At 66.9% G+C, this 26,344-nt stretch carries 21 protein-coding genes and 2 pseudogenes; 10 read left to right on the plus strand and 13 right to left on the minus strand.

The window, feature by feature from the left end; translation table 11 throughout:
* Nucleotides 1–84: 84 nt before the first annotated feature.
* From lpxK to V8Z74_RS03135, 3 genes are all read right to left on the minus strand, one after another.
* Nucleotides 85–1,107: a tetraacyldisaccharide 4'-kinase gene (gene lpxK / locus V8Z74_RS03125; RefSeq protein ID WP_349707893.1), complete on the minus strand. Its 1,023-nt coding sequence runs from the start codon at nt 1,105–1,107 to the stop codon at nt 85–87.
* 182 nt (nt 1,108–1,289) lie between these two features.
* A complete protein-coding gene (locus V8Z74_RS03130) occupies nt 1,290–1,721 on the minus strand; it encodes an ExbD/TolR family protein (protein ID WP_349707895.1) in 432 nt (143 codons plus the stop codon).
* 31 nt (nt 1,722–1,752) lie between these two features.
* Nucleotides 1,753–2,391 carry a MotA/TolQ/ExbB proton channel family protein gene (locus V8Z74_RS03135; protein ID WP_349707897.1) on the minus strand — a complete coding sequence of 213 codons (639 nt, stop codon included), beginning with the start codon at nt 2,389–2,391 and terminating at the stop codon, nt 1,753–1,755.
* Nucleotides 2,392–2,783: 392 nt separating this feature from the next.
* Between V8Z74_RS03135 and xseA the strand changes: the two genes are divergently transcribed.
* The 3 genes from xseA to V8Z74_RS03150 all read left to right on the plus strand — a co-directional run bounded on the left by xseA (nt 2,784) and on the right by V8Z74_RS03150 (nt 7,667).
* Nucleotides 2,784–4,127 (plus strand): exodeoxyribonuclease VII large subunit, encoded by a 1,344-nt coding sequence (gene xseA, locus V8Z74_RS03140; RefSeq protein ID WP_349707899.1) that lies wholly within the window; start codon nt 2,784–2,786, stop codon nt 4,125–4,127.
* Between the two features lie 329 nt (nt 4,128–4,456).
* Nucleotides 4,457–5,041, plus strand: coding sequence for a superoxide dismutase (locus V8Z74_RS03145; RefSeq protein WP_349707901.1), 585 nt, complete (start codon nt 4,457–4,459; stop codon nt 5,039–5,041).
* 391 nt (nt 5,042–5,432) lie between these two features.
* Nucleotides 5,433–7,667 carry an NADP-dependent isocitrate dehydrogenase gene (locus V8Z74_RS03150; RefSeq protein WP_066470008.1) on the plus strand — a complete coding sequence of 745 codons (2,235 nt, stop codon included), beginning with the start codon at nt 5,433–5,435 and terminating at the stop codon, nt 7,665–7,667.
* A 195-nt stretch (nt 7,668–7,862) separates the two neighbouring features.
* Here the strand turns inward: V8Z74_RS03150 and V8Z74_RS03155 are convergent, their stop codons facing one another.
* From V8Z74_RS03155 to V8Z74_RS03175, 5 genes and pseudogenes are all read right to left on the minus strand, one after another.
* Nucleotides 7,863–9,401, minus strand: coding sequence for a PepSY domain-containing protein (locus V8Z74_RS03155; protein ID WP_349707903.1), 1,539 nt, complete (start codon nt 9,399–9,401; stop codon nt 7,863–7,865).
* Between the two features lie 10 nt (nt 9,402–9,411).
* Nucleotides 9,412–11,569, minus strand: a pseudogene (locus V8Z74_RS03160) (TonB-dependent receptor).
* A gap of 214 nt (nt 11,570–11,783) precedes the next feature.
* Complete coding sequence (locus V8Z74_RS03165; RefSeq protein WP_066469995.1) at nt 11,784–12,164, minus strand: DUF2946 family protein; 381 nt, start codon at nt 12,162–12,164, stop codon at nt 11,784–11,786.
* Between the two features lie 105 nt (nt 12,165–12,269).
* Entirely contained in the window at nt 12,270–12,782 is a 513-nt protein-coding gene (locus V8Z74_RS03170; protein ID WP_502879426.1) for a DUF192 domain-containing protein, read from the minus strand.
* 212 nt (nt 12,783–12,994) lie between these two features.
* The gene (locus tag V8Z74_RS03175) at nt 12,995–13,243 is read right to left on the minus strand and encodes a hypothetical protein (RefSeq protein ID WP_083526418.1); all 249 of its coding nucleotides are present in this window, start codon (nt 13,241–13,243) and stop codon (nt 12,995–12,997) included.
* A gap of 215 nt (nt 13,244–13,458) precedes the next feature.
* Between V8Z74_RS03175 and icd the strand changes: the two genes are divergently transcribed.
* Nucleotides 13,459–14,721 (plus strand): NADP-dependent isocitrate dehydrogenase, encoded by a 1,263-nt coding sequence (gene icd, locus V8Z74_RS03180; RefSeq protein WP_349707904.1) that lies wholly within the window; start codon nt 13,459–13,461, stop codon nt 14,719–14,721.
* Nucleotides 14,722–15,039: 318 nt separating this feature from the next.
* Nucleotides 15,040–17,343 carry a membrane-bound PQQ-dependent dehydrogenase, glucose/quinate/shikimate family gene (locus tag V8Z74_RS03185; RefSeq protein WP_349707905.1) on the plus strand — a complete coding sequence of 768 codons (2,304 nt, stop codon included), beginning with the start codon at nt 15,040–15,042 and terminating at the stop codon, nt 17,341–17,343.
* A 122-nt stretch (nt 17,344–17,465) separates the two neighbouring features.
* On the opposite strand, the gene V8Z74_RS03190 is transcribed toward V8Z74_RS03185, so the two are convergent.
* Nucleotides 17,466–18,230 carry a DsbA family protein gene (locus V8Z74_RS03190; RefSeq protein ID WP_349707906.1) on the minus strand — a complete coding sequence of 255 codons (765 nt, stop codon included), beginning with the start codon at nt 18,228–18,230 and terminating at the stop codon, nt 17,466–17,468.
* Between the two features lie 60 nt (nt 18,231–18,290).
* On the opposite strand from V8Z74_RS03190, the gene V8Z74_RS03195 reads away from it, so the two are divergent.
* From V8Z74_RS03195 to mnmH, 3 genes are all read left to right on the plus strand, one after another.
* Nucleotides 18,291–18,893, plus strand: a complete 603-nt coding sequence (locus V8Z74_RS03195; RefSeq protein WP_349707908.1) for a retropepsin-like aspartic protease family protein — start codon at nt 18,291–18,293, stop codon at nt 18,891–18,893.
* 220 nt (nt 18,894–19,113) lie between these two features.
* Nucleotides 19,114–20,475 (plus strand): alanine/glycine:cation symporter family protein, encoded by a 1,362-nt coding sequence (locus V8Z74_RS03200; protein WP_349707909.1) that lies wholly within the window; start codon nt 19,114–19,116, stop codon nt 20,473–20,475.
* Between the two features lie 352 nt (nt 20,476–20,827).
* Nucleotides 20,828–21,889, plus strand: coding sequence for a tRNA 2-selenouridine(34) synthase MnmH (mnmH, locus tag V8Z74_RS03205; RefSeq protein WP_349707911.1), 1,062 nt, complete (start codon nt 20,828–20,830; stop codon nt 21,887–21,889).
* Here the strand turns inward: mnmH and V8Z74_RS03210 are convergent, their stop codons facing one another.
* Together V8Z74_RS03210 and V8Z74_RS03215 are read right to left on the minus strand one after the other, a co-directional pair.
* The gene (locus tag V8Z74_RS03210) at nt 21,890–22,402 is read right to left on the minus strand and encodes a GNAT family N-acetyltransferase (protein ID WP_349707913.1); all 513 of its coding nucleotides are present in this window, start codon (nt 22,400–22,402) and stop codon (nt 21,890–21,892) included.
* Between the two features lie 26 nt (nt 22,403–22,428).
* A complete protein-coding gene (locus V8Z74_RS03215; RefSeq protein ID WP_066469978.1) occupies nt 22,429–23,040 on the minus strand; it encodes a LysE family translocator in 612 nt (203 codons plus the stop codon).
* A 182-nt stretch (nt 23,041–23,222) separates the two neighbouring features.
* Here V8Z74_RS03215 and V8Z74_RS03220 point away from each other — a divergent pair, with 182 nt between their 5' ends.
* Together V8Z74_RS03220 and V8Z74_RS03225 are read left to right on the plus strand one after the other, a co-directional pair.
* The gene (locus tag V8Z74_RS03220) at nt 23,223–24,665 is read left to right on the plus strand and encodes an aminotransferase-like domain-containing protein (RefSeq protein ID WP_349708163.1); all 1,443 of its coding nucleotides are present in this window, start codon (nt 23,223–23,225) and stop codon (nt 24,663–24,665) included.
* Between the two features lie 84 nt (nt 24,666–24,749).
* Nucleotides 24,750–25,514, plus strand: a complete 765-nt coding sequence (locus V8Z74_RS03225; RefSeq protein ID WP_066469967.1) for a hypothetical protein — start codon at nt 24,750–24,752, stop codon at nt 25,512–25,514.
* A gap of 1 nt (nt 25,515) precedes the next feature.
* Here the strand turns inward: V8Z74_RS03225 and V8Z74_RS03230 are convergent.
* Both V8Z74_RS03230 and V8Z74_RS03235 read right to left on the minus strand, forming a co-directional pair.
* Nucleotides 25,516–25,849: pseudogene (locus tag V8Z74_RS03230) on the minus strand (cupin domain-containing protein).
* Between the two features lie 134 nt (nt 25,850–25,983).
* On the minus strand, nt 25,984–26,226 hold the full coding sequence (locus V8Z74_RS03235) for a hypothetical protein (RefSeq protein ID WP_066469954.1): 243 nt from the start codon (nt 26,224–26,226) through the stop codon (nt 25,984–25,986).
* Between the last annotated feature and the right edge of the window lie 118 nt (nt 26,227–26,344).

Consider the following 26,344-nt stretch of genomic DNA (forward strand, 5'->3'; position numbering starts at 1 on the left):
TCCTGCAAAACGGAGAGGGAGGCGGCCCGCCGCTGAAGCAAAGGCAAGAGGCGTGCCGCGGGACTCGGTATGGGGCAATGATAGTCAGCCCGGAGGCGGGCGCTGGCAAACAGCGGCCAGCCGGGCATCGAGCAGGTCCCAGAAGGCCTGCGGCAGCTGCAGTTGCAGCGGCACGGCCCAGGCCTCGGGGTGGATGCGCCAGAGCTTGACGGCATCCTTTTCGGTGCAGACCAATGGTTTCTGATTGTCCAGCCTGCGCGAGAAGCTCTCAAAACCATAGTGGTCCGGCAAGGCCTGCATGGCGGCAGGAACAATGCCCTGTTCACCCAGCATGGCAAAAAACGACTCGGGCCGCGCCACGGCGGCCACCGCCTCGACCTCCTGCCCGGCCAGTGCCGCCAGCTCCAGCCGTTCGCCCTTGCCGTTGTGCATTACAGAGCTGAGCCGGCGCTGCAGCGCAAAGGCGGGAGCATTTCCCGCGGGGCGGGGCGGCCGGCCGGCATAGACGGCGGCCGTGACGGCGCGCGGCCAGGGCTCGCGCAGCGGGCCCGCGGGCAGCAGAAAGCCGTTGCCCACGCCTTCATCGTTGAACACGCAAAGCTCCACATCGCGGGCCAGGGCCAGGTGCTGCAGGCCGTCGTCGCTTACGATCACATCGACCTCGGGGTATCTGGCGCGCAGCGCGCGGGCCGCGTCTATTCGCTTTGCCGCCACGAACACCGGCACGCCCGTGCTGCGGGCCAGCAGGGCCGGTTCGTCGCCCACCTCGCTGGCGGGGCTCCCGGGCAGGGCTGCGCGGCAATCCTGCGTTGTGCGCCCGTAGCCGCGCGAGACGATGCCGGGCTTCCAGCCCCGGCCCAGCAGATGCGCGACTACGGCCTGGGTGACGGGCGTCTTGCCGGCGCCGCCGGCGATCACGTTGCCCACCACGATGACGGGCACGCCGGCCTGCTGCGCACGGCCCTGCATGCGGCTGGCATTCCAGCGCTGCAGCGCCCCGTAGAGCAGCGACAGCGGCCACAGCAGCCAGGCGCCAAGGCCCCGCCGGCGCCAGATGGCGCGCAGGCCGGTCTGCCGGCGAAGGGGACTGGTGGAGGCGTGGGACATGGGGGCGGTAGGGTAACTGCCGATCATACGGCGGCCGTGCCAGGCTTCAAGGATGCTGGCGCAAATGGAAAGGGATCCCGGCGGGCGCCTGTGCAAGAGGCTTTTTCCATGCCGGGACAGCTGGGCGATGAAAAAAGCCGCCTGTGAAGGCGGCCTAGTGCTTGCCGGCAGGCGGGCAATGCCTATTTGGCCTTGCCGGCTGCTGTGGAGGACTGGGTGGCAAACGTGATCTGCGACAGGCCGGCGCGGCGGGCCGCTTCCATCACGGTGACCACGGACTGGTGGGGGGCCGTGGCGTCGGCGCTGATGATGACCACGCTGTCCTTGCCGGCGCTGGCGGCCGTGCCCAGGGCCTGGGCCAGAGCGGACACGCTGCGGTCTTCCATGGCGTTCCTGTTGACGGCATAGTGGCCGTCGGCGGCCACGGCCACAATGATCTCCTTGGGCCGGTCGCGCTGCTGCTCGGCATCGGCCACGGGCAGGGTCAGCTGCAGTTCGGTGAACTTGCTGTAGGTGGTGGAGAGCATCAGAAAGATCAGCACCACGAGCAGCACGTCGATGAAGGGAATCAGGTTGATCTCGGGCTCGTCGCGGTGGCGGGGGCGGAAGTTCATGGCATGCGACCTTGGACTGCTGGGGCCGGGTTCACTTGCCGCCCAGGCTGGTGCGGGCCAGATGGCGCACGAACTTCTCGCAAGCCAGCTCCATGCCCAGCAGATAGCCGTCCACGCGGGCGCGGAAGTAGCGCCAGAAGATCAGCGCCGGGATCGCGACCATCAGGCCGAAGGCCGTGTTGTACAGCGCAATCGAGATGCCCTGGGCCAGCTGCGCGGGGTTGCCGCCGCCGGTGGCCGAAGCGCCCGACTGGGAGCCGAAGATCTCGATCATGCCGATGACCGTGCCCAGCAGGCCCAGCAGCGGCGCGGCCGAGGCGATGGTGGCCAGGGCGCTCAGGTATTTTTCCAGCTTGTGGGCAGCGGCGCGGCCTGCGCCTTCCATGGCGGCGCGCACTTCTTCCTCGTTGCTGTCGGGATGGTTGCGCAGCGTGCGCAGGCCGGTGGCCAGCACTTCGCCCAGGGCCGAGCTCTGGCTCAGCTGATTGACGACCTCCTCGCTGGGCAGGCCACGAGAGGAAACGGAAATGGCTTCGTCCAGCAAGGCCGGAGGCGCCACGCGCGCCGTCTTGAGCGCGGTGAAGCGCTCGAAAATCAGTGCCAGGGCCAGAATCGAGCAGGCAATCAAGGGCCAGATCGGCCAGCCTGCGGCTTGTATGATCGACAGCAACTTTTCTCCCTCGTCGTTCAGAAATTGCAGCCGCAGATTATGGCCCAGGCCTGCTGCTGCCCGGCGCGGATTTCGCGTGGATTTGTGCGTGCGCGTGCCGTGGGCTTGCCGCCTGGCCTGCGGTGCCGACGCCGGAGCGGCCCATCGCGCGTATAGCAGATATTTCTGTGGATAACTTTGTGCGTTAACTAAGCGGCGCCGCAGGTCTATCGCCGGAAACTACTGGCAGTAACAACTGTGGCAGGGCGGTGAAACGAGAAAATTTGTTCTTAATCAATGACTTGAGAATTTGTTTTGAACAATTGCATAAACAAAATGGCCATGGCAGCCGTGCCGAGGGCAAGGGCTTGGGCTGTGGAGAATTTTGTGGGCCCTGACCTGGCTGAGACCGCATGAATTCGATCTTCGAGACCCCGAACCGCGCTGCCGCGCCACCTATCTGGGATGTTGGCGCGCTGTGCCGCGCCATTGGCGATGCCTTGCAGGCGCGCTTCAACCCGGTGGCCGTACGTGGAGAGCTCAGCGGCTTTTCGCGCGCGGCCAGCGGCCATTGCTATTTCAATCTCAAGGATGCGAACGGCCAGATCCGCTGCGCCATGTTCCGGCGGGCGGCCGACCAGATCGGATTCATGCCGCGTGACGGGGAAATGGTCGAGGTGCGCGGGCGGCTCGGTGTCTACGAGCAGCGCGGCGACCTGCAACTGGTCGTGGAGAGCATGCAGCGCGCGGGCCAGGGCGCCCTGTTCGAGCAGTTCCTGCGCATGAAGGCGCAACTGGAGGCCGAAGGCCTGTTCGATGCGGCGCGCAAGCGGCCCCTGCCGCCGCTGCCGCGCGGCATCGGCATCGTCACCTCGCCGGGCGCGGCCGCGCTGCATGATGTGGTCACGGCCCTGCGCCGGCGCGTGCCCCATATTCCCGTGGTGCTGGTGCCCGCCCTGGTCCAGGGGGCGCAGGCGCCGCAATCGCTGGTCGAGGCGCTGCAAAAACTGTATCGCCTGGCGCAGGACGGGCAAGGGATGGCGGCTGATCTGGCTGCGGATCCGCAGAAACCGGTGATCGATACCATCCTGCTGGTGCGCGGTGGCGGTTCGCTCGAGGACCTGTGGGCCTTCAACGACGAGCAGCTGGCGCGCACCATCGTCCAGAGCCCGGTGCCGCTGATCAGCGGGGTGGGGCACGAGACCGACTTCACCATTGCCGACTTCTGCGCCGATCTGCGCGCTCCCACGCCCACGGCGGCGGCCGAGCTGGTGAGCCAGCCGCGCGAGGTCTGGCTGGGCGCGCTACAGCTCCTGCAGGACCGGCTGGCCAATGGCGCGCAGCGCCTGCTGGACCGCCAGCAGCAGCGCCTGGACCTGGCCACCCAGCGCCTGGGCCGGCCCAGCAGCCAGCTGGCGCGCAACCATCTGCAGCTGAGCCGCCAGGCCCAGCGCCTGCGGCATGCGATGCTCCTCAAAATGCAGCGCCTGGCGCACGGGCAGCAAGTACTGCAGGCCAGCTTGCCCCAGGTTCTGCAGCGCAGCCTGCAGGCGCAGGCGCAAAGGCTGGAGCGCATGGACCTGCGCCTGCAGCTGCTGGATCCCCGCCTGGTGCTGCAGCGCGGCTATGCCTTGCTCAGCGACGACAAGGGTAGGCCCGTCACCCAGGTACGGCAGGCGCCGCCGGGCGCGGCGCTCAAGGCCCAGCTGTCCGACGGCGCGGTCGATGTGGTCGTGACCCAGCCGCGCCTGCTGTGAGCAGGGCCTGGACAGGGCTGCGGTATCCCGATTTCACCCTGGCGGCATCAGGGCTCTTTTGCCGCCGGCGCTGGCAATCCGGGAAGGGCGAGGCAGGGCCTGCTGTCAGCCGTGAGCGCATGCTCATGCAGGAAGCGCGGGGGCGGACAGGATTCGGTTCTGCAGGCCCCGGTTGTTCCTACAATGGTCCAGTTAGTGCAATACTTGACGGCTTCGGTACAGCAATGTGCCCGCGCGCCAGGCGCACTACCGCCATGCTGGCGCTGCTTCAGCTTCCGGCCAGGGCAGCGCCTGCCGGCTCCAACACTTCAACTCACGAGGAAACCATCATGGAACGCACTCTGCCCCCACTGCCCTATGCCATCGACGCCCTGGCTCCGTTCGGCTACAGCCAGGAAACCCTGGAGTACCACCATGGCAAGCATCACAACGCCTACGTGGTGAACCTGAACAACCTGCAAAAGGGCACCGAGTTCGAGAACATGGATCTGGAAGACGTGGTCAAGAAGTCTTCCGGCGGCATCTACAACAACGCTGCGCAGATCTGGAACCACACCTTCTTCTGGAACTGCATGACTCCCAACGGCGGCGGCGCTCCCACCGGTGCACTGCTGGATGCCATCAACAAGAAGTGGGGCAGCTTCGACGAGTTCAAGAAGGCCTTCCAGGCCTCGGCCGTGGGCAACTTCGGCTCCGGCTGGACCTGGCTGGTCAAGAAGCCCGACGGCAGCGTGGACATCGTGAACACCGGCGCCGCCGGCACGCCCCTGACCACCGCCGACAAGGCCCTGCTGACCGTGGACGTCTGGGAGCATGCCTACTACATCGACTACCGCAACCTGCGTCCCAAGTTCGTCGAGACCTTCCTCGACAAGCTGGTGAACTGGAAGTTTGCCGAAGCCAACTTCGCCTGATTTTCCCGAACCGGCCGGGTGCCGGATGCCGATGGGCGCCATGCCCATCCGGCATGTGAAAAAGGACGAGCCCGCAGCGCTTTCGCTCTGCGGGCTTTTTGCTTTTCAGGTGGCCGAAAGCGGCTTTGCCAAGGCGATGAGGCAGGCTTTTTTACATGGCAGAAAACCCTGCGGTTTTGCGCTTTCTCCTATGAAAAGCGCGCATGAAAGCCGCTGTAAAACCCTAAGTCTTGTACAAGACTTGGAAAAAACCTTCTGGTTGCGCTTAGAATTTTGTATTGTGGGAACGCATTGCAAAAACATTGCATTCCTGCTGTGTCAGGCCCCATTGCGCAAACTCGGGATGCAGGCCCAAGGCACGCCCCACCTTTTTCACAACCTGAGACAAGAGATGAGCACGCAGCAACCCACCATCATCTACACCCTGACTGACGAGGCGCCCCGTCTGGCCACCAGCGCTTTCCTGCCTGTGGTTCGCGCTTTCGCAAACTCTGCCGGCGTCAATGTGGAAACCAGCGACATCTCGTTGGCCGGCCGCATCCTGGGCGAGTTCCCCGACTACCTGACCGAGGAACAGCGCGTTCCCAACAATCTGGCCGAGCTGGGCAAGCTCACGCTGACGCCCGAGGCCAACATCATCAAGCTGCCCAACATCTCGGCTTCCGTGGGCCAGCTGATGACGGCGATCAAGGAGCTGCAGCACAAGGGCTACAAGATCCCCAGCTATCCGGAAAATCCCACGACGGACGAGGAAAAGGAAATCAAGGCCCGCTACAGCAGGTGCCTGGGCTCGGCCGTGAACCCCGTGCTGCGCGAAGGCAACTCCGACCGCCGCGCGCCGGCCGCCGTGAAGAACTACGCCAAGAAGCACCCCCATTCCATGGGCGAGTGGAAGCAGTGGTCGCAGACCCATGTGTCCCACATGGACAAGGGCGACTTCTACCACGGCGAAAAGTCCATGACGCTGGACAAGGCGCGCGACGTGAAGATGGAGCTGATCACCAAGAGCGGCAAGACCATGGTGCTCAAGCCCAAGGTCGCGCTGCAGGAAGGCGAAGTCATCGACTCCATGTTCATGAGCAAGAAGGCCTTGTGCGATTTCTATGAAAAGGAAATCGAGGACTGCAAGGAGGCCGGCATCCTGTTCTCGCTGCACGTCAAGGCCACGATGATGAAGGTGTCTCACCCCATCGTGTTCGGCCACTGCGTGAAGATCTTCTACAAGGAAGCCTTCGAGAAGCACGGCAAGCTGTTCGACGAGCTGGGCGTGAACGTGAACAACGGCATGGCCGATCTGTACAACAAGATCGCCACGCTGCCCAACTCGGTGCGCGAAGAGATCGAGCGCGACCTGCACAAGTGCCAGGAAGACCGTCCGCGCCTGGCCATGGTGGATTCCGCCAAGGGCATCACCAACTTCCACTCGCCCAACGACGTGATCGTGGACGCGTCCATGCCCGCGATGATCCGCGCCGGCGGCAAGATGTGGGCGGCCGACGGCAAGCCCTACGACTGCAAGGCCGTGATGCCCGAGTCCACCTTCGCCCGCATCTACCAGGAGATGATCAACTTCTGCAAGTGGCACGGCAACTTCGACCCCCGCACCATGGGCACCGTGCCCAACGTGGGCCTGATGGCGCAGAAGGCCGAGGAATACGGCTCGCACGACAAGACCTTCGAGATCGCCGAAGACGGCGTGGCCAACATCGTCGACCTGGCCACCGGCGAGGTGCTGATGAGCCAGAACGTGGAGCAGGGCGATATCTGGCGCATGTGCCAGGTCAAGGACGCGCCGATCCGCGACTGGGTGAAGCTGGCCGTGACCCGCGCCCGCAACTCCGGCATGCCCGCCGTGTTCTGGCTGGACCCCTACCGTCCGCACGAAGCCGAACTGATCAAGAAGGTCAACAAGTACCTGAAGGACCACGACACGACCGGTCTGGAAATCCACATCCTCTCGCAAGTGCGCGCCATGCGCTACACGCTGGAGCGCGTGGCCCGCGGCCTGGACACCATCTCGGTGACCGGCAACATCCTGCGCGACTACCTGACCGACCTGTTCCCCATCATGGAACTGGGCACCTCGGCCAAGATGCTGTCCATCGTGCCCCTGATGGCAGGCGGCGGCATGTACGAAACCGGTGCGGGCGGCTCCGCGCCCAAGCACGTGCAGCAGCTGGTGGAAGAAAACCACCTGCGCTGGGATTCGCTGGGCGAGTTCCTGGCTCTGGCTGTTTCGCTGGAAGACCTGGGCATCAAGGAGAACAATGCCCGCGCCAAGCTGCTGGCCAAGACCCTGGACGAAGCCACGGGCAAGCTGCTGGACGAGGACAAGTCGCCTTCGCGCCGCACCGGCGAGCTGGACAACCGCGGTTCGCAGTTCTACATCGCGCTGTACTGGGCCCAGGCGCTGGCCGCCCAGACCGAGGACAAGGAACTGGCCGCCAAGTTCGCGCCCCTGGCCAAGACCCTGGCCGACAACGAAGCCAAGATCGTGGGCGAGCTCAAGGACGTGCAGGGCAAGGCCGTCGACATCGGCGGCTACTACATGCCCGACGTGTCCAAGATGGATGCCGTGATGCGCCCCAGCGCCACTTTCAACGCTGCCATCGCAGCAGTGGCCTGAACGTGGCCGAATCCTGCCGGCTTCCGTACAGGATGCCGGCAGGGCGACAGGAAGAAAGCCGGCGGATTGCCGGCTTTTTTATGCCTGTTTGCTATCGTTGAAGAAGCTGCTTGCGCAGGCCATTCCTTGGTTTTGATGAATTAATCCATTGAAGCTATTGAGGGGCAGGCGCAGGCAGCTCCTGTTTTGAAAGCATCAATGCCGCACCGGAAGGCCCGCATTCCCCTGCCGGTGATGCGGGCGGAGCTTTTTGCGCAGCCTGCGCCAGGCCACCACCACGCCCGTGCCGCTGAGCAGCAGACCGCCCAGGCTCAATGCGATCAGCACGCCGTCCCACAGCGGGCGGCGCTCGAGCAGCGGCAGCCAGTCCCAGCTGTGCAGCAGCGCAAACAGCCAGCGCTGGGTGCGCTGGCGCCGGTCCACCTGGCCCAGGGGCAGGCCGGTGCGGGCATCGATATGCAGCCAGGTGCGCGCCTCATCGCCGTACATCACGCGCAGCACGGGCAGGGGCTTGCCCATGCCACCGGTCATGCTGTGGTCGGCCCGGGCGTAGTAGTGGAAGTCGTAGTCCGTCAGCCACTGATGGCCGGTGATGGGTGCCTTCGACAGCCGTGCTGCGGCGGTCAGCAGCTGTTCCTTGCCATATGACAGGGCTTGGCCGGTTGCGGCATCGAGCACCTGCCGATCGCCATGGGCCCCATAAGCCACGACCTGAAGCCCGGAGTCCGGAGCCTGGCTCCAGCGCAGCTCGCGCACGCCTTGCAGCTGCGGCGACGCCAGCAGTTGCGCGGGTGGGGCTGCGTTCGACAGCGCCAGGCCGGCGGGCTGCCACAGCTTCATGTCCACCGCGCGCTGCGGGCTGTCGAAGATCTTCCAGGGGTTCATGGACATCAGCCCGCTGAAGATCCAGGTCAGCGTGACGGCCGCAAACAGCAGGCCCGAGACATGGTGCCAGCGCATCATGCGGCCCGGATAGGGCGTGCGCCGGCCGCTGCGGTAGCGCGTGGCAAAGCGCCAGCGCCAGATGCCGACCACGGTGCCGCTGAGCGCGAGCGCGATGCCGGCCAGCGACAGCCCGTTCACGGTATCGGCCCAGTAGCGGTCCCAGAGGCCGCCGCGCAGCGGATACAGCCAGTGCAGCCAGGCGCCCACATAGTTCCAGCCGCGCTCGGTGCGCGAGGCATCGCGCACCACCTGGGCTGTGCTGCCCGAGACATACAGCCGCGTGCCGGCCGCGTCATCGAGGTCCACCCTGTGCAAAGGCCGGTGTGCGTCGAGATTGCGCGAATGGGTGAAGGCGTCTTCGGTGACGGTGCCGGCATAGGAAGGCTCTGCCGCTGCATAGTGGCGAGCCGTGGCCAGGGCCGCCTGCGCATCGGTGGCCGCCAGCGGCTGGCCGGTGGCGGCATCGATGGCCATGGCAGCGCGTGCGCCTGCAGACGGGGACAGCGGCGTGGCCAGGTAGGTCGCGCGGCCGGCGCTGCCCATGTTCAGGCGCAGCTGCGCCAGCGGCTGCTGCACGCCGGCCCTGCGCAGGGCTTCCTGCGGGGCCAGCAGCGCGGCGTCGGCGTGCAGCGCCGGCAGACGGCCCAGCCGCTCGGCTTCGGTGAGCTTGGGGTAGCCCACGTACATCATCACCATGCCCGACACGAACCACAGCGCGAACAGCAGGCACAGCGCCACGCCCAGCCAGCGGTGCAGCAGGAACAGCCAGCGCTTCAACGAGGCATGCATGGCCGCTCCTTCAGAAGGCGACGTGCAGGCTCAGCTCCGCCGCGCGCGCCGTGCCCAGATAGGCCATGGTGCTGGACAGGCTGGCCGCATAGACCTTGTCCGTGGCATTGCGCAGGCGTGCCTGCAGCGTCATGCGCGGATCGATCCGCCAGGCCAGGCCCAGGTCCAGCAAGGTATAGGCGGGCCAGTACTGGGTGTTGGCTGCGTCGCCGTAGATGCGGCCGACATGGCGCAGGCCGGCGCTCAGCTGCAGCGCCGGAGTGAGCTGGTAGCTGGTCCAGAGATTGGCCACGGTGGCCGGCGTGTTGACCGGGCGCTTGCCGGCCATGGAGATGCCGCCTTGCCGGTAGTCGTCGTAGCGAGCGCGGTTCACGCTCCAGTCGGCGCGCAGGCTCCAGCGCGGCGTGAGGGCCAGGCCTACGGCGGCCTCCAGCCCGCGCGAGGATTGCTGGCCCACCAGCAAGGTGCGCGTGGAGTCCAGCGGGTCCTGGGTGGCAATGTTGCGGCGCTGGATGTCGTAGGCGGCCAGCGTGGCCGTGCCCTTGCCCTGCAAGAATTGCCATTTGGCGCCCAGCTCCCACTGGCGCCCCGTGGTCAGGCCGGTGTTGTTCATGGCATCGGCAAAGGAGGCCGTGGCCAGCATGCCCGAGGGCGGATCGGCCGCGGTGGCGAACTGGCCGTAGAGCATGGCTTCGGGCGAAGGCTGCCACACCAGTCCCACGCGCCCGGTGGTCGGCTGGTAGCTGCGCGGGAAGCTGGCAGGCATGCCGGGCGCCACGCTGCGCCGGTTGGTCAGGTCCAGGTCGATGCGCTCATGCCTCAGGGCCGTCACCAGGCTCCATGCATCTGTCAGCGCCGTGCGGTTTTCCAGGTACAGGGCGAGGTTGTGGATGCGGTTTTCCCGGTCGGCGTTGAAGCCCGGCTGCAGGCCCGAACTGGCATAGAAGTCGCCCACGGTGAAGTCATAGGGGTTGACCGTGCTGATCGTGGCCGACGTGCTGTTCGGGTAGCGCGTCTGCCGGTTCACGCTGGCATCGAAGCCGAAGGCCCAGTCGCTGCGGTGGCCGGCCAGCTCGCTCCGGTAGCGGCCTTCCACGCGGTCGCCCAGCAGGTGCTGGTCGTGGCGCTGCAGATAGGCGCTGGAGCGGATGACGGCGCTGTTGTCCGCGTTGAAGCGGTAGTTCTCCACGTTGCGGTAGTCGCGCAGCGCGCTGTAGGCATAGAAGGTATTGCTCCACTGCAGGCGGTCGCTGGCGCGCCATTCGGTGATGGAGCGCAGCCACTGCACCTGCTGGGCATAGAGTCCATCCGTAGCGTTGTAGTTTTTTTTCGCGCGTGGCCGGGTCTATGGACACGGCGCCGGTGCCCGCGCCAGCGATGGGATTGCGCAGCGGTGTGCCCCAGTAGGGCCGGTCCACACGCTCGCGCTGCCATTCATAGGCCAGCGTGTGCGTGAGGCCGGAGCCGAGGTCGGAGCGCAGCGAAGCCGCCAGCTGCGTGGCATGGCGCCGCACGCCGTCCACGGCGCTGCCGCCCTCGCTGTGGCTCAGGTCCAGGCGCAGGTCGTGGCGGCTAGCGGCATCCGGATTGCTCAGGCGGCGGTTCAAGCCCAGGCCGGCCTGCTTGCGGCCGTGGCTGCCCAATGTGAGCTGGCCTTCGGAAAAATCGCCGGGCTCGGCCAGCTTGGTGATGTAGTTGAGCGTGCCGCCCACGCCGCCGGCGCCGTAGAGAAAGCTCGATGCCCCGCCTATGGCCTCGACGCGGTCGTAGATCCAGCTATCCACCGGGCGCGCGGCAATCGAATATTGCACATTGATGCCGTTGAACAGCTGGCTGACCGAGGCTCCGCTGAAACCGCGCCAGCTCACGCCCGGATTGCCGGGCGGGCTGTAGGCGGTCACGCCCGGCACGGCGCGCAGCATCTCCTGGGTGTCCTGTGCGCCAGCGGCTTCGATGGCGGCGCGGTCGACCACCTGCACGCTGGCCGGTGTTTCAAGAATGCTCAGGCCCAGGCGGCTGCCGGTGCCGGCGCTCTGGCGCAGCGGCAGCAGGCCCAGCGGCGCTGGCGTGCTGCTTTCGGTGACCTGGACGGTGGCCAGTTCGGCCTCCGTGGGCGCCGCGCTGGCGCCGTGGGGGAAAGCCAGGGCACCGAGCGAACCCAGGGCCATGGCCAGCAGGCGGGGGCGATGGGCAATGGCAGCGGCAAAAGGCGGACGAACGGAAACCGCAGCCGGGCGCAGCCCTGCCGCAATCCCTGCGGGGACGGAAAAACGGATCACGAAGAACTCCTGATCGGGCACGGGCCGACGGGGGCGCAGTGCCGGGAATGAGACGGCAGTCAGCGCTCGGCGCAGGCCGGGCTGATGCTCGGGAGAAAGGCGATCAGGAAAGGAGGGGAGGGCCGCGCGCCGGCAGCGGCGCCCGCGTGACCGAGGCGATGTGCGCAGCCGGCACGGGCCGCAGCGCATAGGAAAGCGATTGCTGGGATGCGCTCAGGCCTTGCAGGAGCAGCGGCGGCGGTGCGATGACCGAGAGGCACAGCGCGCAATCGATGTGATGGTGCGAGGCGCCCATCGCATCCTGGCTGCCATCGGCATCCGCATCGGTGCCGACCTGCACCCATTTGACTTCGCCGCTGGCCGAGCAGACCAGCTCCATCGACTGGGGATGCACGAAAGGCGCGGCAATGGTGGCGCCCATGGTCAGGGCAAACCAGGCAAGAACCAGCCTGGAAAGCCAAAACGATGAGCGAAGCATGTGCATGGGCGACGATTATGGCAGCAAGCCATCGGGCGCCGCGTCCAGTCGGGGCACATCATCCAAAACCGGCACGGCCCGTCTGCGAGGCGCCGGCTAGGGGAAAGCGACTCAGGGGGTGTTGAAGATTTTTCCGCCCAGCTTGGCCCCGGCCTTGATGCCGCGCTTGGCAAACCAGCCCTGGTTCATCTCCAGCACATAGCGCACGGGCCTGGCCGAACAGTGCGAGTCATCGGTCTGCGGCTGCATGTCCGCCAGGTTCACGATGGTGCCGTCGTCGGCCACGAAGGCTGCGGTCAGCGGCAGCAGCGTGTTGCGCATCCAGAAGCACTGCACGCCCGGCACTTCGAAGACGAAGAGCATGCCTTCCTGCTGAGGCATTTCCTTGCGGAACATCAGCCCGATTTCGCGCTGCTGCGGCGTCACCGCCAACTGGGCATCGATGCGGAACATGCCGGCCGTCAGATCGGCGCGCGGCAGGTTCATCTGCGGCGCCGCTGCCTGCGCCATGGCGGGGGCCTGCGCGAAGCCGGCGGCCAGGGCCGCAGCCAGCAGCACAGAGCGTAGGGAGAGGAGGGACAGGAGGGAGTGCCTTGCGGCGGCCGATGGAGCGAAGGACTTCATGAGCGTGGCGATGGAAAAGCGAAGACAAGGAATGCACAGGGATGCGGACAAGCACGAAGCCGCAAGCCTAATGCAGATGGCTGAACAACGGCTGAATCGGGCCGTGCCGTCTTCTATTTTCGGGCAACAAAAAACCCGCAGGGCCGGGCCGTTGCGGGTTTTTTGCGAGGGCGGCAGGCCGGTGCCCCGGCGCCGGCGCTGCTGCACAGCCCTTACATGGCGGGCTTTTCTGCGGCGGGCTTCTCAGCCTTTTCCGCCTTCTTGGCGGCATGCTTGGTGTGCTTCTTGGCGGCGTGGTGCTTGGCTTTGGCAGGCTTGGCCGCGGGGGCTGCCGGCTCTGCTGCAGGAGCGGCTGCGGCGGCAGGGGCAGCCGCAGGAGCAGGCGCGGGAGTCGATGCGGCCTGTGCAAAAGCACCAGCGGCGAACGAACCAGCAATCAGGACAGCGAGTAGTTTTTTCATGTGTGCCAATTTCCTCAAAAGCGGGAAAGCCAGATATCAGGCTGAAATGCGATGCAGACCGTCTGCATCACGCCTATCTAACGGCAGGCGTGTCGCGCCGTTGACCGGTTTTTGCCGCCATTCCGGAAAAATTCTGTACCCATTGGTGACAGAATGGACGCAGCGCAGGCGGTCCGCCGCCGCAGGCAAATTCATGATTCAGGAGATTCGCATACATGAGCGGTAATCAGCACATCCAGGTGCCGGCGCAAGGCCAGAAGATCACGGTCAACAAGGACAGTTCGCTCAACGTGCCCGACCAGCCCATCATCCCGTTCATCGAAGGCGACGGCGTGGGCGTGGACGTGACGCCGGTGATGCGCAAGGTGGCCGATGCGGCTGTGGCCAAGGCCTATGGCGCCCGGCGCAAGATCCAGTGGATGGAGATCTTCGCGGGCGAGAAGGCCACGCGCATCTACGGCCCCGACATGTGGCTGCCCGAGGAAACCGTGGCCGCCGTGCGGGACTATGCAGTGTCCATCAAGGGCCCGCTGACCACGCCCGTGGGCGGCGGCATCCGATCGCTGAACGTGGCGCTGCGCCAGGAGCTGGACCTGTATGTCTGCCTGCGCCCGGTGCAGTATTTCAAGGGCGTGCCTTCGCCGCTCAAGGAGCCCGAGAAGACCGACATGGTGATCTTCCGCGAGAACTCCGAGGACATCTATGCGGGCATCGAATATGCAGCCGGGAGCGAAGGCGCGAAAAAGCTCATCGCCTTCCTGACCCAGGAGATGGGCGTCCAGAAGATCCGCTTTCCCGAAACCTCGGGCATAGGCATCAAGCCCGTGTCCCGCGAGGGCACGGAGCGCCTGGTGCGCAAGGCCATCCAGTACGCGATCGACAACGACAAGCCCAGCGTGACCCTGGTGCACAAGGGCAACATCATGAAGTTCACCGAAGGCGCGTTCCGCGACTGGGGTTATGCCCTGGCGCAGCGCGAGTTCGGTGCCGAGCAGATCGACGGCGGCCCGTGGTGCCGCCTCAGGAATCCGCGCACGGGCAAGGATATCGTGATCAAGGACTCGATCACCGACGCTTTCCTGCAGCAGATCCTCATGCGCCCGGCCGATTATTCGGTGGTCGCCACGCTCAACCTCAACGGCGACTATCTCTCCGACGCGCTGGCCGCACAGGTCGGCGGCATCGGCATCGCGCCCGGCGCCAACATGTCGGATTCGGTGGCCTGCTTCGAAGCCACGCACGGCACGGCGCCCAAGTACGCGGGCAAGGACTACGTGAACCCGGGCTCCATGATCCTGTGCGCCGAGATGATGATGCGCCACATGGGCTGGCGCGAGGCCGCCGACCTGATCGTGCAGTCGCTGGAGAAAGCCATCCAGAGCAAGCAGGTGACCTACGATTTCGCGCGCCTCATGGAAGGCGCCACCCAGGTGTCCTGCTCGGGCTTTGGCGACGTGGTGATCTCCATGATGGACTGAGCCGGCCAGGCCTCTTTCCGCGAACCGCACTTCGGTGCGGTTTTTTTCTGCCCGGCCGGACTTTCAGACTTTTTTACCTCGCCATGTAGTCCTTTGGCTGGCGTGAGATGGCTGAAAAATATGGCGGCGCGCCGCGCGGCAAGAGCGTGCAATGAATGCATGTGTTTCTCGCACGAGGTGGGAATATGCCGTATGCATCGAATGGCTGGCGATGGTATGTGCGTGTGATCGCGTTGCTCATGGCGCTGATGGGCCTGTTCATGGCCGTCGGCGGCGGCGTGCTGCTGCGCCGGGGGGGGCAGCGGGTACTTCATCCTCATGGGGCTGGCGCTGTTGCTGTCGGCTGCCTTGCTCTATGCGCAGCGGGCCGCAGGCGCGCGCCTGTATGCGCTGGCCCTGCTGGCCACCATGGCCTGGGCAGTCTGGGAGGCGGGATGGGAGTTCTGGCCGCTGGTCTCGCGTGTGTTCACGTTCGCGGTGCTGGGCTTTCTGGTGGCCCTGGCCTATGCGCATCTGGAGCATGGCCGGCCCATCGTCGATGACCGCGGCGTGCGCCGCACCGCCTGGAGCGCCTCGCTGCTGCTGGGGCTGGGCATCGTGGCCACGGCGGTCAGCGCGTTCTCGCCCAAGGGCGTGATCGCGCCGCAGGCCGGCGCGGAGCAAGGCGCCGCGCCCTCGGCCGCTCCCGAGCTGACGGACTGGCGCGACTGGGGCCAGGGGCCGGAAGGCAACCGCTTTGTCGCCGCCGGCCAGATCGACAGGCACAACATCCGGCAGCTGACCGTGGCCTGGACCGCGCAGACCGGCGATGTGCCGCAGAGCAACGGATCGGGCGCCGAGGACCAGAACACGCCGCAGCAGATCGGCGACAGCCTGTATGTCTGCACGGCCTATGGCAAGGTGCTGTCGCTGGACGTGGACACGGGCGTGACCAAATGGCGCTTCGACCCCAAGGCCCAGTCGCCCAACTGGCAGCGCTGCCGTGGGCTGGGCTATTTCGACGGTACGGGCATGGCGGCCGCGCCCCCCGTTTCTGCCCCTGCTGCGGCGGCCAGCGGCCGGCGCACCGCCTCGGGCAGCGCCGCGCCGGCAGTCGGCAGCAGCTGCCGCCGGCGGCTATTCCTGCCCACCATCGATGCGCGGCTGATTGCGCTGGACCCCGATACCGGCCGGCCGTGCACGGACTTCGGCAACCAGGGCACGGTGGACCTGACCCAGGGCATGGGCGAGGTCAAGCAAGGCTGGTACCAGCAGACTTCGGCGCCGCTGGTGGCCGGCAACCTGGTGATCGTGGGCGGGCGCGTGGCCGACAACTTCTCCACCGACGAGCCCTCGGGCGTGGTGCGGGCCTTCGATGTGGTCAGCGGCCGGCTGGTCTGGGCCTGGGACCCCGGCAATGCGGACATCACCGGCCTGCCGCCCGAAGGCCAGACCTATACGCGCAACTCGCCCAATGTCTGGGCCGCCATGTCCTACGACGCCAGGCTGGGCCTGGCCTATATGGGCACGGGCAATGCGACGCCGGACTTCTACGCGGCCCAGCGCACGCCCGAGATGGAGAAGAACAGCTCGGCCATCGTGGCCCTGGACGTGCGCACGGGCAAGCCGCGCTGGATCTACCAGACCGTGCACCACGACCTGTGGGACTTCGACATACCGGCGCAGCCTGCGCTGGTCGATGTGCCCGACGGCAAGGGCGGCACCGACCCGGCGCTGCTGCAGGTGACCAAGCAGGGCATGATCTTCATGCTCAACCGCGAGACCGGCGAACCCCTGGCCGAGGTGCGGGAGCTGCCCGTGCCGCAAGGCCATGTGGAAGGCGAGCGCTATGCGCCCACGCAGCCGCATTCCGTGGGCATGCCCAATATCGGCAACCAGCGGCTGCGGGAATCGGACATGTGGGGCGCCACGCCGTTCGACCAGCTGCTGTGCCGCATCGCGTTCAAGGGCATGGACCACCAGGGCGTGTTCACGCCGCCCGGCATGGGGCCGACGCTGCAGTTCCCGGGCTCGCTGGGCGGCATGAACTGGGGCAGCGTCGCCATCGACCCGACCACGCACACCATGTTCGTCAACGACATGCGCCTGGGCCTGGCCAACCACATGATTCCGCGCGCCGAGATGAAGCCCGGCGCCAGCGGCATCGAGATGGGCGCGGTGCCGCAGGACGGCACGCCGTTCGGCGCCATGCGCCAGCGCTTTCTGTCCCAGGCCGGCATTCCCTGCCAGAAGCCGCCGTTCGGCACCATGACGGCCGTGGACCTCAGAACGCGCAGGATCAAGTGGCAGGTGCCCGTGGGCACGGTGCAGGATACCGGCCCGCTGGGCATCCGCATGCATCTGCAGATTCCCATCGGCATGCCCACGCTGGGGCCGTCCATGGTCACGCAGTCGGGCCTGCTGTTCTTTGCCGGCACGCAGGACTTCTATCTGCGCGCCTTCGACAGCAGCACCGGCCAGGAGCTGTGGAAGTCGCGCCTGCCGGTGGGCAGCCAGGGCGGCCCCATGAGCTATGTCTCGCCCCGGACCGGCCGCCAGTACGTGGTGGTCACGGCCGGCGGGGCGCGCCAGTCCAGCGAGCGCGGCGACTATGTGCTGGCCTATGCCTTGCCGAGGCAGTAACCGGCCAGGCAGATTTTGCTTGCAAAAACAGAGCTGCTGGCGCTGGCCATTCAAGCATTTCAGAGGGTAAAGCCGGTGAAATGATGAATTGCCAGGCGCCAGCAGCTCATTTTTCAGGAGTCTCAGCGCTGCGGCAGTTCGCAGCCATCGGGGCCGCAGGCGCCCGCGTCGGGGCCTTGCCCCCCGGCGCCGTTGTCCAGTTCGCCGACCTGCCGGGCCCATTCGGCCAGCTGCGCGGTCCAGCCCGGCACGTCGCCGAGCCAGGGGCCGATGTCTATGCGCTGCACCGCGCGCTGGTCGCGCTGTTCGGGATGGTCGAATTCCAGCGCCAGCGTGGGAAAGCCCTGGCCCTGCACCATGCCCAGCCACTGGCGGCTTTCGGCGATGTGCTTTTGCGTGGCTGCGCCCGTCAGGCGCGAGTAGGCCGCGTCATAGGCCGCGGCGTCCAGGCCGATGTCGGCAGCCAGCTCGCGCAGCACGGCGGGCTCGCTGATGCGCCGGCCCTCCACGTAGTGGGCCTGCTGCTCGCGCGAGAGCATTTCGAGGCCCTTGCCGCCAAGCTCCTCGGCGGCCAGCAGAGCGGTGGTGGGAGGCTCGGAATCCAGCGGCGCGCCGATGTCGCCGAGCAGGCCGTCGAAATAGGCCTGGCCGAAGGGCTGGCCCGTCATCTCGGCGATGCGCCGGTCGCTGGCGATGACATGGTCGCGCCAGTCCGGCGTGATCGTGCGGCGGTGGCTGCCCGTGAGCATGCCGCCCGCGTGCCACTGCACCGTGAGGCCGGGCACGCCGCGCGCGGCCTTGACCAGGGGCGCGGCCGCATAGCACCAGCCGCACAGCGGATCGAAGATGTAGTGGAGAACCAGAGGGGGCAGGGCGGTGTTGCTCATGGCGATGGGTTTCATGGAATCGATAGCGCCACTGTAACGGCAGGAAAAGGCCCTGGCGCCATGCAGGCACAATGCGGGCTGACCCGCACTCCCGTAAACGCCATGCGCCTGCAATCCTCGCCACCGCCCAAGCCCCTGCCGCCCGCCATGCCCGGGGAGCCCACGCCGCAGTCGGTGGCGCGCCGCGGCACGCTGGCCTTTCTGGTGTTCTGGCTGGTGCTGATGGGCGTGGTCTACCTGGGCATGCAGCAGTACCTGCGCCCCGCCAGGGCCAAGGTGCTGGCCGACGGCACGGTGCGCATCGAGCGCGGGCAGGACGGGCATTTCCGCGTCAACGGCAGCGTCAACGGCCAGCCGGTGAAGTTCCTGGTCGATACCGGCGCCACCTCGGTGAGCGTGACCGACGAACTCGCGGCACGCGCGGGGCTGCAGGGCGGCGAGCCCGTGCGCTTTCGCACGGCCAACGGCGAGCGCGAAGGGCGCATGGTCACGGCCGATCAGGTCAAGGTGGCCAATGTGGCCGTGGGCGGCGTGCGCGTGGGCACGGGCTACACGGGCGAGGACAGCGACGACGCGCTGCTGGGCCAGAACTTCCTGCGCTATTTCGACGTGCAGATCAGCGGCGACACCATGCTGCTGCACCCGCGTTCCGCGGGGCGATGAAGGGCCGACGGCGGCCTGCGGCGGCTGTTGCACGGCCGGCAAACCGCGGGCGGCGGGCCGTGCACCGCGAAGCGTTTACCAAGGCATGGGGCAAGGTGTTGGCGCCGTCCGGCCGCGGCGGGCCCGGGCCTGCATTAAAGTCTTGCGCCTTGCCGCACATGCGGGGCCATCGGGCCCTGCGCGCCCGCCGGGGCTGCGGTCCTGATCACAAAGACTTCCGATGGACTGGTTGAACCATATTTTCAAGACCCTGAACGATATCGTCTGGGGCGTTCCCATGATCGTGCTCATTCTGGGCACGGGCTTTTATCTGCAGCTGCGGCTGGGCTTCATGCCGCTGCGCAACATCGTGCATGGCTTTCGCATGATCTGGCGCAGCCGCCGCCCCGGCGACAAGGCCGACGGCGACATCACGCCGTTTGCCGCGCTGATGACGGCGCTGTCGGCCACCGTGGGCACGGGCAATATCGCCGGCGTAGCCACGGCCATTGCCGTGGGCGGCCCGGGCGCCCTGTTCTGGATGTGGATGACGGCGCTGCTGGGCATGGCCACCAAGTACGGCGAGGTGGTGCTGGCCGTCAAATACCGCGAGAAGAACGACCACGGCCAATGGGTGGGCGGCCCCATGTACGCGATCAAGAACGGCCTGGGCCCGCGCTGGAAATGGCTGGGCACGCTGTTTGCGCTGTTCGGCGGGCTGGCGGGCTTCGGCATCGGGTCCATGGTGCAGGCCAACGGCATTGCCTCCGCCATGCACAACGCCTTCGGTGTCGAGCCCTGGATCTCGGGCCTGGTGATCGCCGTGCTGACCGGCGCCGTGGTGCTGGGCGGCATCTCGCGCATCGGCGCCGTGGCCGAAAAACTGGTGCCGGCCATGTGCGTGGCCTATGTGGTCTGCGTGCTGTATGTGCTGGGCGTCTATGCGGACCGCATTCCCGGCGCGCTGGCGCTGATCCTCGAGCAGGCCTTCAACCCCACGGCGGCCACGGGCGGCTTCGTGGGCTCCACCGTGCTGATGGCGGTACGCATGGGCGTGGCGCGCGGCATCTTCTCCAACGAGGCGGGCCTGGGCACGGCCGGCATCGCCCAGGCGGCGGGCGCCACGCGCGACCCGGTGTTCTCGGGCCTGATCGGCATGATGGGCACCTTCATCGACACCATCATCGTCTGCACCATGACGGGCCTGGCCATCGTGGTCAGCGGCGTCTGGAACTCCGGTGCCACGGGCGCCGTGCTCTCCACCCAGAGCTTCGAGGCCGCCATGCCCGGCGTGGGCAAGTATGTGCTGGCGGTTTCGCTGGCCGTGTTCGCCTTCACCACCATCCTGGGCTGGGCCTATTACGGCGAAAAATGCTGGACCTACTTGGTGGGCACGGTCTGCGAAAAGCCGTTCCGCATTCTCTGGACCATGGGCGCCTATGTGGGCGCCGTGGCCACGCTGGACTTCGCCTGGCTGGTGGCCGATACGCTCAACGCGCTGATGGCCATTCCCAACCTGATTTCGCTGCTGCTGCTGTCGCCCGTGATCGTGCGGCTGACGCGCGACTACTTCGCGCGCCGCGGCGTGGCTGTCGACTCCTGATAAAGGAGCGCGCGGCGATTGCTGTACAAGCGCTGAGGCCTGTCTTGCCTCCGAATGCGCTGCATGCGAGGCCACCGCGGCGCCCGGCGGGCATGGCGGTGCGCGGGCTTTGGCCCGGCAACCGCCGCGGCGTGGCCGCATCTGCGAAAATACCGGCCTTTCCAAGGGAGGTCTGCGTTGCCCATGCGGGACGCAGCCGTGCGTATCGAGGCTCGATCCATTCCTTGTCCGCAGCCCGTGCCTTGCTGCAGCGGGCCTTTTGTATTGCCGAGCCTCGCGCCGGGGAGATTTCCCGGCGATGGCCGACAGCTGATGGCCGCCAGTGCCTGTGCGGCCGTGATTGATCGCCGCCGTGTCCCACCGTCAACCCATCCGCGTTCCCGACCGCCACCAGTTCGATACCCTGATCGACGCCCGCTCGCCCGGCGAGTTCGAGCAGGACCATATCCCGGGCGCCATCAACTGCCCCGTGCTCGACAACGAGGAGCGTGCGCGCATCGGCACCATCTACAAGCAGGTCAGCCCCTTCGAGGCCAAGCGCCTGGGCGCGGCCATGGTGGCGGCCAACCTGGCCCGCCACCTGCGCGAGACCTTTGCCGACAAGCCCTCCAACTGGCGGCCGCTGGTGTACTGCTGGCGCGGCGGCCTGCGCAGCGGCTCCATGGTGACCTGGCTGCGCCTGGTGGGCTGGGACGCCCAGCAGCTGGCCGGCGGCTACAAGGCCTTTCGCGGCCATGTCATCAGCCAGCTCGAAGCACTGATTCCCCGCATGCAGATGCGCGTGCTGTGCGGCGCCACGGGCAGCGCCAAGACCCGCGTGCTGCATGCGCTGCAGCAAGGCGGTGCGCAGGTGCTGGACCTGGAAGGCTATGCCTGCCACAAGGGCTCGCTGCTGGGCAACCTGCCCGGCATCGAGCAGCCCAGCCAGAAGCGCTTCGAGACCCTGATCGCCGAGCAGCTCGAGACCTTCGATCTGTCGCGCCCCGTCTATCTGGAAGGAGAGAGCGCCAAGATCGGCCGCCTGGGCGTGCCGCTGGTGCTGGTCGAGTACATGCGCAAGGCCCCCGTGATCGAGGTGCGCGCCACCACCGGGGCGCGTCTTTCCTACCTGCTGCGCGACTATGCCTACCTGGGCGAAGATCCCCAGGCCCTGGCCGGCAAACTGGGCTGGCTCAAGGAGCTGCAGGGCAGCGAGACCGTGGGCCGCTGGCAGGCCTGGGCCCAGGCCGGCGAGCTGTCGCCGCTGTTCGAGGAACTCATGCTGCGCCACTACGACCCGCACTACGAGCGCTCGCAGTCCAGCCATTTCACGCAATGGGCAAGCCGCCACGTGCTGGAGACCGACGATCTGTCGGACGCCGGCATCGCACGGCTGGCCGCGCAATGCCTGGCACTGGAGCCGGCGGGCGCCTGATCAGCCGGCCGATGGCGCCAGCCTGAGCGCCATCAGGATCTCGTCGTGAAAGCGCCCGTCCACCGCAATGGCCTCGGGCATGCGGCCGCAGGCGGCAAAGCCCGCGTTTTCGTACAGGCGCAGCGCGACCCCGTTGTCCGCATTCACGCCCAGCTGCAGCCAGCGCAGGCCCAGCGAGCGGCCATGCTCGATGGCTGCCTGCAGCAGCCGGCCGCCAATGCCGCGTCCGCGAGCGCCCGGCGCCACATACATGGCAAACAGCGTGGCCTTGTGCGCCAGCTTGGCGTTCTGTTCCCGGTACATGCCCAGCGTGGCGCACAGCCGGCCGCCTTCCCAGGCGCCCCACATGGCCTGGCCGGGCGTGCTGTCAAAGCGCGCCAGCAGCTGGGCATCCGTCACGGCCTGCTCGGTCTGCGGCGTGGCGCTGAAGGCGCTCGGGCTTTCCAGCAGCGCCTGCCGGCGCAGCGTGCGGTAGTCTGCGAGATCGGCGGCTTGCAGTCGGCGTATGTGCATGCGGTCAGTTTAAGACGCCATTGCAGTCACTCCATGAAGATGGGCACCAGGGACAGCAGGAGCAGGGCCGCCATGGTCCCGTTGAAGGCCCGCAGCGCCGCCGGTGTGCGCAGCGCGCGGCCCACGGTGCTGCCGAACAGCGTCCAGACGCTGATGCTGGGATAGTTGATCGCCCCGAGCACCATGGCCGACAGCAGCAGATTGAAGAAAAAGCCTTCGCGCGGCGTATAGGTGGCCACCACGCCTATGCACATGATCCAGGCCTTGGGATTGACCCACTGGAAGGCGGCGGCCTGCCAGAAGCTCAACGGGCGGCTGCCGGCCTGGCCCTGGTCCACGCTGCCGGCCTTGGCAATCTTGGCCGCCAGCCAGACCAGATAGGCCGCGCCCAGGTATTTGAGCAGGGTATACAGGCGTGGCTCGGCCTCGAAGACCTTGCCCAGGCCGGCGCCGATCAGCAGCAGCATGATGACCACGCCCAGGCAGATGCCCAGCATGTGGGGCACGCTGCGGCGGTAGCCGAAGGTGGCGCCCGAGGCCGTGAGCATGACGTTGTTGGGACCGGGCGTGACGGAGCTGACAAAGGCGAACAGCGCCAGTGGCAGCACGAAGGAAAGCGAGGAAGGCAAGGGATTCATGGCAGTTCAAGCAGTGGTGCTCTGCATGCTAAATCCGGAAAACGGTACAGTGCCGGTACACTTTGCCATGCCACTTCATGAACTGGCCTGCTTGTATGACCCAGACACTTTCCTCTCCTGGTGCCGCCGGCCTGGCTGCCGTCATTCCGTCACCCGCAGCCGTTGCGCGGACCGCTTCGGCCATGGGCTGGCAGCCCATGCGCGGCAGCGGCAATTCGCTGGTGGAACAGCTGGTCGAGCATTTCGGCGGCCTGATCCGCAATCACGGCCTGCGCGCCGGCATGCGCCTGCCTTCGGTACGGGCGCTGGCCGAAAGCGCCCAGGTGAGCCGGGACACCGTGGTGCAGGCCTATGACCGGCTGGCCGCGCTGGGCCTGGTGCAGTCGCGGCGCGGCGCCGGTTTTTACGTCTGCGCCCAGCGCAGCGTGGCCGTGCCTGCGCCCATGCCCGCCAGCAGCCTCGCGCAGGGCGCGGCCTTCGATACGACCTATCTGCTGCGCGGCATCTTCCGCGAGGGAGTGGATGGCGCCGGCAGCGCGGGCTGCCTGCCCAACAGCTGGATGGACCACGGGCTGATCACCGGCGCCATGCGCACCATCGTGCGGCAGGGCGCGCGGGCCGAGGCCGGGCTGCTGGGCTATGGCGTGCCCCAGGGCTTCCTGCCGCTGCGCCAGCAGATCGCCTCGGGGCTGCAGGCCCAGGAGGTGCCCGCGCATCCCGAGTCCAACCTGATGACCGTCAGCGGCGTCACCCACGGGCTGGACCTGATCGTGCGCTGTTTTCTGCGGCCCGGCGATACCGTGCTGGTCGAGGACCCGGGCTGGTTCCTGATCTTCGGGCGTCTCAACGCCATGGGCGTGAACGTGGTGGGCGTGCCGCGCCTGCCCGGCGGACCCGACGTGCAGGCGCTGGAAAGCCTGGCGAGGCAGCACCGGCCCAAGCTGTTCATCCTCAATACCGTCGTGCACAACCCCACGGGGCTGAGCCTTTCGGTGGGCGTGGCGCACGATGTGCTGCGCATTGCGCAGCAGCACGATTTCCTGCTGGTCGAGGACGATACCTATTCGGATTTCCTGGGCAGCATGCCGCTGCGCCTGGCCGCCATGGACCGGCTGCAGCGCGTGCTGCTGGTCGGCGGCTATTCCAAGACGCTGTCGGGCGGCCTGCGCGTGGGCTATGTGGCGGCGCGGCCCGAGATCATCCACCAGCTCACGGACCTCAAGCTGCTGGGCGGGCTGACTTCGGCATTGCCCAGCGAGCAGATCGTGCACCGCATCCTGGCCGACGGAGCCTACCGCAAGCATGTGGACCGGCTGCGCGAACGCGTGGACAAGGCGCGCAGCCGCTGCCTGCGCCGGCTCGAGGCCCTGGGCTGCCATGCGGTGCACGAGCCGGTGGCCGGAACCTTTGCCTGGGTGGACTGCGGCATGGACAGCGAGGTGCTGGCCCGCCACGCGGCCGCGCACGACCTGCTGCTGGCGCCCGGCCTGCTGTTCTCGCCGCGCCAGGCTTGCAGCCGCATGCTGCGGGTGCAGGTCTCCATGGCCGACGATCCGGCGCTGTGGAAGGTGCTCGAACAATTGCTGCGGCAATACCGGGAAAGCGGGCCCGCGGTTCACGATTGATCACAATCGAAGGCCGCGCAAGGCGCGGACAGGGGCCGGGCTGCTGTTATGTTTGCAGCATGCCTGTTGCATCCGCCTTGTCCCATGCCGCTTCATGACGCTTGCCGCCCCGCGGTGCGCGCGGGCGCAGGGCGTGCAGCCGCGCTGCCCGTCATCGCGCTTTGTGCGCTGCTCGCCGCCTGTTCCAGCGCACCGACCCGGCACGGCAAGGTAGAAGGCGAGTCCTTCCAGGCCGGCGAACTGATCCAGTCCGACAGCAACCGCATGGCCACGCTGGCCATGAAGGAGAACCTGGACAGCCTGGTGCGCATCATGGACAAGCTCTACCGCCGCAATCCGGGCGAGTGGAAGAAGACCGCCGAGAGCCGCGAGGCGGCCGTGGCCTATGTGCGCATCGCCATCATGGAGCGGCAGCCCTGGCAGGAGCTGCAGGGCGAGCGCGATGTGGCGGCCCTGTCGCTGGCGCTGCGGCCCGATTTCACCGGCGACCGCGTGGCGGCCTTCGTCTATGCGGCGGCCGACACCATCATCACGGCCCACGGCAACCGCACCTCGTTCACGCTGGTCGACGGGCTGGACCCGCAGCGTGTCTTCAATGCGGCGCGCAATCTGGAAATCGCCAACTGGATCCTCAACTCCCGCAAATCGTCCAGCGGCCAGCCCCTCCTGCTGTCCAACGAGCTGGCCGAGCAGGAGCGCAACCTGAGCTTCGAGCGCGAGATGGGCAAGATCATCGGCCGGCTGGATCTGGTCGCGAGCTTCACCACTGAGCGCTACCGGCGCTCGGTCATCGGCTACGGACAGGGCCTGCTGGCCGGACCGTTCATGCAATTCCTGCCCGTGCGCTGATTCAGCCGGGGCAGAGCACGATGGTCACGAGCGCAGAAGAGTCCTCGACGGCCCGCACGGCATGCGGCATGTTGGGCGGCAGGTGCATGAGCTGCCCGCTGTCGAGCTGGTGCACGGTCTGGCCCAGCAATACCTCGAAGCGGCCTTCCAGGCAGTGCAGGCTCACGCTGCCGGGCACATGGTGGGGGGGGCAGCGACTGGCCGGCGCGCAGCACCACGCGGATGACTTCCATGTCGTCAGCCTTGAACAGTGCATGGGTGCGCGCACTGCCCAGCCGGGCGCCGTAAGGATTCACGTCGATGGCCTGGGCAGGTGATGCATGAAGAAGAGCCATGGCGCGCCTCCGGGAAGTAACGGCAAATACCCTATTGTCCCGTGCCGGTGCACGGACTTCAACCTTGGTTTGATGACAAGCGTCAGCCTTTGCCGTGTTGGCGTGTCGGGGGAAGACCGCAAGCGCGGCCGTTTTCAGGCCCGGTAGCCAGTGCTGATCAGCCACGCCTCCAGTGCAAAGACGGCCACGGCCAGCAGCATGGGCAGCGCATGCAGCGTGCCCATGAACAGGCCCACGGGCTCGGGCGCCAGCAGCACGGCCCGCTTGAACGCGATGAAGCCGCAGACAAAGGCCGCCGGCGGCATGACCAGCACGGGCAGGACCAGCCATAGCAGAGGCAGGGACAGCAGCGACAGAAGCACGGAAATCCAGATCATGCCCGCAGTGTAGAGGCATGCTGCCCCTGCGCTGCGGCAGCCTGATGCGGATGTTCGGCGATCCAATGATTCATAAATTGAATCATTCACTCTGTTTAAACAATTGGACTTGAATGCT

Origin of the sequence: Comamonas sp. w2-DMI (assembly GCF_040187735.1) — a bacterium.
Taxonomy (GTDB): domain Bacteria; phylum Pseudomonadota; class Gammaproteobacteria; order Burkholderiales; family Burkholderiaceae_C; genus Comamonas; species Comamonas terrae.

Bases quoted from the DNA above. Each gene is read 5' to 3' on its own strand.
- V8Z74_RS03225 (WP_066469967.1), top strand. From the start codon at position 24,750: ATGCCGCTTCATGACGCTTGCCGCCCCGCGGTGCGCGCGGGCGCAGGG.
- V8Z74_RS03200 (WP_349707909.1), top strand. From the start codon at position 19,114: ATGGACTGGTTGAACCATATTTTCAAGACCCTGAACGATATCGTCTGG.
- V8Z74_RS03130 (WP_349707895.1), bottom strand. From the start codon at position 1,721: ATGAACTTCCGCCCCCGCCACCGCGACGAGCCCGAGATCAACCTGATT.
- V8Z74_RS03165 (WP_066469995.1), bottom strand. From the start codon at position 12,164: ATGCACATGCTTCGCTCATCGTTTTGGCTTTCCAGGCTGGTTCTTGCC.
- xseA (WP_349707899.1), top strand. From the start codon at position 2,784: ATGAATTCGATCTTCGAGACCCCGAACCGCGCTGCCGCGCCACCTATC.
- icd (WP_349707904.1), top strand. From the start codon at position 13,459: ATGAGCGGTAATCAGCACATCCAGGTGCCGGCGCAAGGCCAGAAGATC.
- V8Z74_RS03220 (WP_349708163.1), top strand. From the start codon at position 23,223: ATGGGCTGGCAGCCCATGCGCGGCAGCGGCAATTCGCTGGTGGAACAG.
- V8Z74_RS03195 (WP_349707908.1), top strand. From the start codon at position 18,291: ATGCAGGCACAATGCGGGCTGACCCGCACTCCCGTAAACGCCATGCGC.
- V8Z74_RS03155 (WP_349707903.1), bottom strand. From the start codon at position 9,401: ATGCATGCCTCGTTGAAGCGCTGGCTGTTCCTGCTGCACCGCTGGCTG.
- V8Z74_RS03215 (WP_066469978.1), bottom strand. From the start codon at position 23,040: ATGAATCCCTTGCCTTCCTCGCTTTCCTTCGTGCTGCCACTGGCGCTG.
- V8Z74_RS03235 (WP_066469954.1), bottom strand. From the start codon at position 26,226: ATGATCTGGATTTCCGTGCTTCTGTCGCTGCTGTCCCTGCCTCTGCTA.
- V8Z74_RS03210 (WP_349707913.1), bottom strand. From the start codon at position 22,402: ATGCACATACGCCGACTGCAAGCCGCCGATCTCGCAGACTACCGCACG.
- lpxK (WP_349707893.1), bottom strand. From the start codon at position 1,107: ATGTCCCACGCCTCCACCAGTCCCCTTCGCCGGCAGACCGGCCTGCGC.
- V8Z74_RS03175 (WP_083526418.1), bottom strand. From the start codon at position 13,243: ATGAAAAAACTACTCGCTGTCCTGATTGCTGGTTCGTTCGCCGCTGGT.
- V8Z74_RS03150 (WP_066470008.1), top strand. From the start codon at position 5,433: ATGAGCACGCAGCAACCCACCATCATCTACACCCTGACTGACGAGGCG.
- V8Z74_RS03170 (WP_502879426.1), bottom strand. From the start codon at position 12,782: ATGAAGTCCTTCGCTCCATCGGCCGCCGCAAGGCACTCCCTCCTGTCC.
- V8Z74_RS03145 (WP_349707901.1), top strand. From the start codon at position 4,457: ATGGAACGCACTCTGCCCCCACTGCCCTATGCCATCGACGCCCTGGCT.
- V8Z74_RS03185 (WP_349707905.1), top strand. From the start codon at position 15,040: ATGGGGCTGGCGCTGTTGCTGTCGGCTGCCTTGCTCTATGCGCAGCGG.
- V8Z74_RS03190 (WP_349707906.1), bottom strand. From the start codon at position 18,230: ATGAGCAACACCGCCCTGCCCCCTCTGGTTCTCCACTACATCTTCGAT.